At 62.7% G+C, this 8,367-nt stretch carries 6 protein-coding genes; 4 read left to right on the forward strand and 2 right to left on the reverse strand.

Annotated features, from left to right (window positions below):
* Positions 1–64: 64 nt before the first annotated feature.
* Complete coding sequence (locus ACVOKO_RS07405; RefSeq protein ID WP_346498291.1) at positions 65–391, reverse strand: hypothetical protein; 327 nt, start codon at positions 389–391, stop codon at positions 65–67.
* Positions 392–509: 118 nt separating this feature from the next.
* On the opposite strand from ACVOKO_RS07405, the gene ACVOKO_RS07410 reads away from it, so the two are divergent.
* Positions 510–797, forward strand: coding sequence for a hypothetical protein (locus ACVOKO_RS07410; protein ID WP_057630609.1), 288 nt, complete (start codon positions 510–512; stop codon positions 795–797).
* Between the two features lie 27 nt (positions 798–824).
* On the opposite strand, the gene ACVOKO_RS07415 is transcribed toward ACVOKO_RS07410, so the two are convergent.
* Entirely contained in the window at positions 825–1,430 is a 606-nt protein-coding gene (locus ACVOKO_RS07415) for a hypothetical protein (protein WP_346498292.1), read from the reverse strand.
* 142 nt (positions 1,431–1,572) lie between these two features.
* On the opposite strand from ACVOKO_RS07415, the gene ACVOKO_RS07420 reads away from it, so the two are divergent.
* The 3 genes from ACVOKO_RS07420 to ACVOKO_RS07430 all read left to right on the forward strand — a co-directional run bounded on the left by ACVOKO_RS07420 (position 1,573) and on the right by ACVOKO_RS07430 (position 8,261).
* Entirely contained in the window at positions 1,573–2,718 is a 1,146-nt protein-coding gene (locus ACVOKO_RS07420) for a hypothetical protein (protein ID WP_346498293.1), read from the forward strand.
* Positions 2,719–3,385: 667 nt separating this feature from the next.
* Positions 3,386–6,400 (forward strand): TonB-dependent receptor domain-containing protein, encoded by a 3,015-nt coding sequence (locus ACVOKO_RS07425; protein WP_346498294.1) that lies wholly within the window; start codon positions 3,386–3,388, stop codon positions 6,398–6,400.
* 229 nt (positions 6,401–6,629) lie between these two features.
* Positions 6,630–8,261 carry an alkaline phosphatase D family protein gene (locus ACVOKO_RS07430; protein ID WP_346498295.1) on the forward strand — a complete coding sequence of 544 codons (1,632 nt, stop codon included), beginning with the start codon at positions 6,630–6,632 and terminating at the stop codon, positions 8,259–8,261.
* Positions 8,262–8,367 lie beyond the last annotated feature (106 nt).

Below are 8,367 nucleotides of genomic sequence, written 5' to 3' on the forward strand. Positions count from 1 at the left end.
CGCTTCCGTTTCGGCAGTGCAGCCATCCTCGTCGCCATGCCACGCCGAGTAAAGCGTCTGTCACTCAGCCCAGCTGCAGCGCCGCATACCAGTCCGCATAAGGCGTGTTCCTGGCCAGATGTCGATTGAAATCCGGCGTGCCATCCGTCCACCACACCGGCCCGCGCTCGCCCAAGGCCTGCTTGGCGGCATCCACGGCCGCACCGGCCTGGGCCAACCGTTCGCGGTCACCGGCGCGGCGTGCGCTGCCCACCTCACGGCGGGCCGCCATCAACGCCTGGACCAGCGCGCTGCGCACGTGCTCCGGCAAACCCGGATTGCTGGCCCGCCACAACCGCCCGCGCACGACCAGGTAACGGCCATCGGGTGTTCTTGGTGGCATTTCCGGCATTGGCCGCTCCCGCTGACAGACCGGGCCAGTATCCCACCCGGGCCCCGTTGCAATGCGCGGTTGCAAAGCGCGCCCGCCATCGCGCAAGCTCGGGCTTCCTTCAACTACCCCTCCAGCCATGCAAGACAACATCATTCAGATCATCCCCGCCGACGGCTGGGTAGCCGTGTTCGAAGAAGCCGGTGACGAAAGCGCCCAGAGCCTGGTGTGCTTCGCGGTAGTGGAAGAAGCCGGCAAGCGCGCTGTGCGGCCGATGCTGGCCAACGGCAAGCAGATCGGTTTCGCCGACACCCTGCCCAACTTCGTCCGTGTCGAAGAAGCCGATGCCTTTGAAGAAGAGGATGAGGAAGAAGACGAAGACGAGGAAGAAGAAGACGAAGAAGAGGAGGAGGAAGAAGAGGCCTGAGCCCTTCCCCCTACCCGGCAGCCGGCATCATGTCGGCTGCTGGCCCGCTTCCGGGCCCTGCCCGGACTGGCCCGCCGGCACGCCGCACTGCTTGCTGGCAGGCTGCACGGGCAGGCGCAGCAGGGCACCGTCAGCGGCAACCTGATTGACCTTCAGCGTGCATACCCCGCCGGAAAAATCGACATCCAGCGCCACTTCGTAGTCCTTGCCCGCCTCCGGGGTGAATACCGAAGTGATCAGGCGATCACATCGCCAGCCTGTCGGCGAGCCCATACCGGCCTCCACCACCACAGGCTGCCCTGGCACAAGCGGGTATTCCTTGAAATAGGCCTTGGACAGGATCATGCCGCGCTGCTTCAAGCCACGGCTGGTATCGGTTTCCGCAATGCCCAGGCTTTCATTCTTCACCTTGCCAAGCATGGAGCCGAAGGCGCTGCCCAGCGAACCGGACGCACGGATCTTCTGCGCATATTCGGCCGTGCACGTGGTGTTGGTATAGAGCACCATGCCGACGCCGTTCTGGCCGAACAAGCGCAGCCGTGATGTCGAGGCCTCATCGCTCGGCGACTGTGCGCTGGCCTGGCCTGCCGCCAGCAACAACAAGACACTGGCAACTGTCTGCTTGAATTGCATTTCCATCTCTCCTTGAAGTGCGACATCCGTTGCGGCATTGAAACACACACCGCCGAAATTGCGGAAGCCGGCGCGCCATTGTCATCGCGACGTCACCGTTGGCAGCCAGGTTAGGTGGTTGGTCCGGCAATCAACCAACAACATGAAACGTTCCCTGCTTCAGATCCTCCTGGCAGCTTGCATCGCTGCCAGCGCCACTGCCCAGGCCGCCGCGCCCGCGCAGCTGCCCTTGCAGCAACATGGCGGCAGTTGGACCTCCGGCCATGTGCAGGGCATCGCGGTGGATCTGCAGGGCGGCTATATCTATTACTCGTTCACCAACCTGCTGGCCCGCTACGATCTGCAAGGCCGTCTGATCGGCACGCTGGAAGGTTGGACCGGGCATCTTGGTGATCTGGATTTCAATCCCGACGATGGCAAGGTTTACGGCTCGCTGGAGTACAAGCAGGACCAGGCGTTCTACATCGCGATGATCGATGTGCAGCGCATTGACCGGGTTGGCATCCAGGCCGCCGGCGGCGACATCCTGCGCACGGTCTATCTGCCGGAAGTGGTCAGCGACTACACCGCCGACATCAATGGCGACGGTCGCTTCGATGGCGACGATGGCAAATACCGCGGCAATGAAACCGCCTCGCCCGATCACCGCTATGGTTGCTCCGGAATTGACGGCGTCGCCTTTGGCCCGCGCTTTGGCGACACCGATGGCCCACAGCTGCTGACGGTGGCTTATGGCATCTATGGCAATAGCGAGCGCAGCGACAATGACCACCAGGTACTGCTGCAATACGATACCGGCAACTGGCAAGCACTAGCGCAGCCCTTGGTCGAAGCCGCACCGCACCACAGCGGGCCACGCGAACTGGAAGGCAAGTACTTCGTGCGCACCGGCAATACCCACTATGGCGTGCAGAACCTGAGCTATGACGCCTGGCAACAGCGCTGGTTGATGGGTGTCTACCAAGGGAGGAAGCCGACATTCCCGAACTACCTGCTGTTTGCCGTTGATGCGGGTGCACCGCCTCACCGCAGCGATTTGATTGGCGTGCCCAGCGATACGCCAAGCGGCTGGGAACAAGGCCTGCTGCTGCCGCTGGCCGATGCGGGCTTGAAGGACCCAGCCACTGGCATCCGCGGCTGGAACCAGAAGGCCGACGTTGGCCTGCAGGCCGTAGGCGATGGCTTGTTCTACCTGGCCACCGACTTCAAGCGTGATGGCAAACAAGGCGCGGACCTGCAGCTGCTGCGCTGGACGGGCGATCCAGAGCGGCCGTTCATTGCACCGTGATGAGTAGCGCGGAAATCATGCGCCGTGATGAGGGGCGCGGAATCATCGGCATGTGGGAGCGGTGTAAACCGCGAAGCTGATATCGGCGGGGAATCTCGAAGCTGCGCAATCAGTGGAAATTCTGCTGTTGCAGTTCCAACGGCGATGCGTGTTTCGGGCAGCGGTGGCTTCGCGGCTTACGCCGCTCCTACAAGAAGCGTGTGAATCGCGACGACACCGGCTGTTGTAGGAGCGGCGTAAGCCGCGAAGCTGGCACATCTGCAGAACTCCGCGCGAACGCAATTTCAGCCAATCAACTCAATGCTGGAAGCTGCTACTTTCTGGCAGCTTTAGCTTCGCGGCTTACGCCGCTCCTACAAAAAGAAGGGCCAGCGCGGCGGCGGGTTGGTGGCGTTTGTGCCGAAACCTACATGTGAGCGCGCTCACACATCTGCATTCGCACACTCAACCGGAAATGCCTGCGCACCGAGCCTTCGCGCATGGAAACGCCTGCCCCATCGCGCTCCACACCACTGCGCAGCCACAACAAAGCAAAAACAGTTTCACTCGCGACAGTAACCATGACTCAAACGTAAAGGTTCTGTAATTGTCCGGACGTAAGGTGGCGCCGCTTGCACGGCGTAGCCCCAGCTGTGTGCGGTACTCCCACACTCTCCGGAACAGATCCATGCTCGAAGTAAAGAAGTCGGCGCTGGTCAGCGCCATCCTGGCAGCGCTTTGCGTTTCGCCCGACCTGTTGGCGCAGCAAGTCACAGACGGCAGCAGCCAGACCATCGGCAGCGGCAGCCTGCGTGGCCGCGTGCTCAACACTGCTACCGGCGAGTACGTGCGCAACGCCGAGGTACGCATCGAAGGCAGCCGCAATATCAGCTACTCGCAGGAAGGCGGCCACTTCCAGCTGACCGGCATTCCCGCTGGCGATGTCACCGTGCTGGTGAAGTACACCGGCCTGCAGGAAGCACGACTCAACGCCTCGATTGATGCCGGCAAGACCACCAGCGTCGAGGTCGCCTTGAACGCACCGTCCTATGCTGCCGGTGGCGGCGATGCAACCGACCTGGACGCAATCAGGGTCACCGCTTCGCGCGACGGCCAGGCCAGCGCGATCATGGAGCGGCGCGCGGCGATGAATGCCAAGAACGTGGTGGCGGCCGACAATTACGGCGCACTGACCATGGGTGATGTCGGTGAGTTCATGAAGTCGATGCCGGGCCTGTCGCTGGACTACACCGAGGTTGATGCCACCGCAGTGCGCATTGGCGGCCTGGATCCGAAGTACTCCACCTTCACCACCGATGGCGCGCGTATGGCCACGGCAACCTCGAACAATAATTCGGGCCGGCAGAACTCGTTCGAGCAGATGTCGATCACCGGCATCGAATCCATCGAGCTCAACAATACCTTGACCGCAGCGATGGATGCCGATTCGCCCGGCGGCAACATCAACCTGCGCAGCAAGTACGCGTTCCAGCGCACCAAGCGCGACATCGTGTTCCAGCTTGGTGCGGTGGGTACCTCCGACTCCAACTGGTCGGGCAAGTACTTCCCGGATGACAGGAAGCACGACACCATCTACCCGTCCGGCCAGTTCGGCTTCGGCGATGTATTCATGGACGGGCGCTTCGGCGTGGAGTTCAACGCCAGCTACAACGCCAACTATGTGCAGCAGGACCGCATCCAGACCGACTACGCCTACAAGCCCGATGGCAGCGCCATGCCCTACCGGGCGATGTGGCGCCCAGGCCCGAAGATGACCAGCCGCACCGCCGCCAACCTCAGCCTGGATTACCAGATCACCGATGAGCTGGTGGCGTCCCTGCGCAGCACATACTCGATGTACGACGTGGAGTACTTCAATCAGTACACGTACCTGATCTTCGGCACCACCAGCAAGTCCGAAGCCGCGCCGGGCTCCACGCCCAACCACATCGTGGTCAATCCCAACGGCACCAATACCCGCCTGCACACGCAGTACTCGCACCGCTATGCCGGCACGCCGGCCTACCTGATCGCGCCCAAGCTGGAGTACAAGGGCGAGGACTGGGAAGCCGTGCTGCGCGGCAGCTATTCCGGCGCCGAGTTCAACTTCCGTGACACCAGCAAGGGCTTCTTCCAGCGCACCGACAGCTGGTTGACCGGTATAGGCTTCACCATGGATCGCCCGTCGGAGAGCTCGCACGAATGGAACCTCGCCCAGACCGGCGGGCGCCCATGGGGCGACCCCAGCAACTTCAACCGTGATGCCGACATCGGCTACAACGTGCGCAGCGCGGAGTCCGATGCACTCAACGACCAGTACGGCGTCAACCTCGACCTGAAGCGCCACCTCAGCTTCAACGACACGCCGGTGACGCTGATGGGCGGCTTGGGAACGCGTCGCAATGATTGGCGCACCAATGAGGGCTCGTACCAGCAATACAAATACGTAGGTCCCATCGGCAGCCAGACCGATCCGGGTGCCAGCGTGCCGTGGACCAATAATTACGACTTCGAGATCATCGGTACCGGTGCCGGCAACATGAACCAGCAGGGCTGGCGCGCCGACAGCAACTACGCGATGTACGACCTCTTCCAGCAGCACCCGGAATACTTCGTGCCAGACGCGGTGGGCAACCTCAAACGCCGGCTGGACAACAACAAGCGCATCCAGGAAGAAGTGGATGCGGCCTATATCGAAGCCGAAACCCGCCTGGGTGATGCCCGCTTCGATCTCGGCCTGCGTTATGAGAGGACACGCACCGCTGCACGCGTGGCCGATGTGCGCCCGGCCAGCGAGGTCACCGCTGCCGGCCTGAACGTCAATACCGTCGAAGGCCTGATGTACCAGTACAACAACGGCCGCTACACCACCCGCAAGGGCGAGTACGACGACTTCTTCCTCAGCGGCGGGGTCAAGTACGACTTCACCGACAAGCTGGTTGGCCAGCTGTCTTTCAGCCAATCGATCCTGCGCCCGGACTACGGCAACCTTGGCGGTGTTGTGTCGGTCAACGACGACACCATGATCGTCAGCGTGCCCAATGCCCAGCTCAAACCCGAGCATTCAACCAAGTACTACGCCAGCCTGCAGTACTACCTGGAGCCGTCGGGCCTGCTGGGCCTGTCGTACTACAAGCTGGACATGCAGGACATGCAGGTCACCGGCATCACCGTCAATCCGGAAGACGTTGGCTTCAACCCGAACGACTACGAGGGCTACACCTTCCGCAGCGCGCAGAACGCGCCGGGCACCAGCACCAACGAAGGCGTGGTGCTGGAATACAACCAGCAGATGACCTTCCTGCCCGGTGCCTGGAAGGGCCTGAGCATGTACGGCTCACTGACCCAGGTGAACCCGGACGGCCCGCGCCAGAACATTCCCAAGCAGGCCGCGAACTGGGGCATCCGCTACAACTACGGCCGCTTTGATTTCCAGATCAACGGCAACTACCAGTCCGAGCACCGCGTCAGCGCGCTGAGCAATACGCCCATCACCGCCAACAACGGCATCCTCTACCGCGATGCGCGTGAGCTGTGGAACATCAGCGCCAGCTACAAGCTCACCGGCAACATCGACGTGATGCTGGCCGGCCGCAACATCTTCAACGAGCCGGAAGTGATCTATTCCAACATCCCCAGCCGCGTGCAGATGTACACGGTGTACGGCTCGATGTGGAACTTCGGCATCCGCGGGCGCTTCTGAGGCGCGAACCGAGAAAGGCCCAAAGCCCGAGCCAGGCAGGCTGCCTCCTCTCTACCGCTTGCGGGGGTGAGGGAGCAGCTTGCGAACCGCAGGTTCGCTGCCACCGAACGCCCTTGCATCAACGCAAGGGCTGGGCACGAGATGAGGGCCACTTCGCCCGACGATCCATCCCGCTGCGCCCGCTTCATCCAACCACATCCGCCGCCGCCCGAAACCCAAAGAGCCCGCAATGACCACCAACATCGACCGCCGTCGTCTGATCATTGGCGCCAGCCTCGGGCTGGGCGCGCTGCTGCTGCCGCTCGGCCGCGCCTTCGCCGCGCAGATCCAGGCGGCCAAGGGCTTTACCAATAACGTCGCCAGCGGCGAACCCGGTCCCCATTCGATGTTGCTATGGACCCGCTATGTGCCCGCCAGCGACACCGACGAAATCGCCCTGCAGGCAGAGATCGCCAGCGACCGTGAGTTCCGCAATGTGGTGACCGCCGGCACTGTGCGCACCGGCAGCTACCGCGACTGGACCGCCAAGCTCACACTCGCCGGCCTGCAGCCCGGCACCACCTACTGGTACCGCTTCATCGCCGCCGACGGCAGCCGCTCCGACACCGGCCGCACCCGTACCTTGCCGGTCGGCGATGTCGCGAATTTCAGATTGGGCCTGTTCTCCTGCGCCAACCTGCCGATGGGCTGGTTCAATGCCTACGCGCATGCCGCGCAACGCGAGGACATGGACCTGTGGCTGCACGTGGGTGACTACCTCTACGAATACGGCATCGCCGCGTACAAGGCGCAGGACCGCATCGCCGAGCGCGAGGTGATGCCAGCACACGAACACGAAATGATCTCGCTGCTGGACTACCGCATGCGCCTTGCCTGCTATCGCGCCGACGCCGACCTGCAGGCCCTGCACCAGAACGCACCGATGGTGGCGTTGTGGGATGACCATGAAAGCGCCAACGACAGCTGGCAAGGTGGCGCACAGAATCACCAAGCCGCCAGCGAAGGCGACTGGAGCACCCGCAAGGCCGCCGCAATGCAGGCCTATCGCGAATGGATGCCGGTATCCGACGAACCGTGGAAGGCCTACCCGATCGGCAACCTGGGCACCTTGTACCGTACCGAATCCCGCCTGCTGGGCCGCACCCGCCCGGCCGATATCGGCAGCGCCTACAAGACCGGTACCGATGCCGCATTGGAAGCCTTCCGCGATGGCCCATGGCAGGATCCGTCGGCGACCATGCTCGGCCTGGAACAGGAAACCTGGCTGCATGACGCATTGAAAGCCAATGCTGCGCGCACGCATTGGCAACTGGTTGGCATGGGTACCATCCTCGGCCGCACCGTGATGCCTGCCGAAACACTGGGCATGCTGCGCAGTGACGCCAGCGAAAGCCGCGTGCAGGCATTCAAGAACAACGTGCGTGGCGCACGGCTTGGGCTGCCGATGTGGATGGACCGCTGGGATGGCTATCCGGCGGCCCGGGCGCGCCTATTGCAGGCGGCGCAAAGTGCGGATGCCAATCTGGTGATGCTGTCCGGCGACAGCCACAACGCCTGGGCCTACTCGCTGCAACACGATGGCAGGCCTGCGGGCGTGGAATTCGCAGTGCAGGCCGTTACTTCCGGTGGTATCGAAGGCAGCCTCGGCGCCGCACCGGACGCAGTCGCACGCGCCTTCATGGACAGCAACCCGGAACTGAGCTGGTGCGACACCTCACAGCGCGGCTACGCGATGATCGACATCACCCCGGCCCGCATCAGCGGCGAATGGGTGTTCATGCAGAGCATCAAGACGCGCAGCATCGCAACTGCGGGCAGCCATAGCATGAGTGTGGAGAAGGACAGGAAAGCCTTCAGCTAAAAAACTCCCCTTTTGTGGGAGCGGGGTTATGCGCCGAAGCCGTGGTGGTTAATGTCAAGAAAATAACCGCGTACGCCCCGCCCCCCAACAAAAAAACACACAAAAA

Source organism: Stenotrophomonas sp. STEN240 (genome assembly GCF_056756175.1).

Excerpts from the sequence above, each read along its gene's own strand:
- ACVOKO_RS07405 (WP_346498291.1), bottom strand. The coding sequence starts at position 391 with ATGCCGGAAATGCCACCAAGAACACCCGATGGCCGTTACCTGGTCGTG.
- ACVOKO_RS07410 (WP_057630609.1), top strand. The coding sequence starts at position 510 with ATGCAAGACAACATCATTCAGATCATCCCCGCCGACGGCTGGGTAGCC.
- ACVOKO_RS07415 (WP_346498292.1), bottom strand. The coding sequence starts at position 1,430 with ATGCAATTCAAGCAGACAGTTGCCAGTGTCTTGTTGTTGCTGGCGGCA.
- ACVOKO_RS07420 (WP_346498293.1), top strand. The coding sequence starts at position 1,573 with ATGAAACGTTCCCTGCTTCAGATCCTCCTGGCAGCTTGCATCGCTGCC.
- ACVOKO_RS07425 (WP_346498294.1), top strand. The coding sequence starts at position 3,386 with ATGCTCGAAGTAAAGAAGTCGGCGCTGGTCAGCGCCATCCTGGCAGCG.
- ACVOKO_RS07430 (WP_346498295.1), top strand. The coding sequence starts at position 6,630 with ATGACCACCAACATCGACCGCCGTCGTCTGATCATTGGCGCCAGCCTC.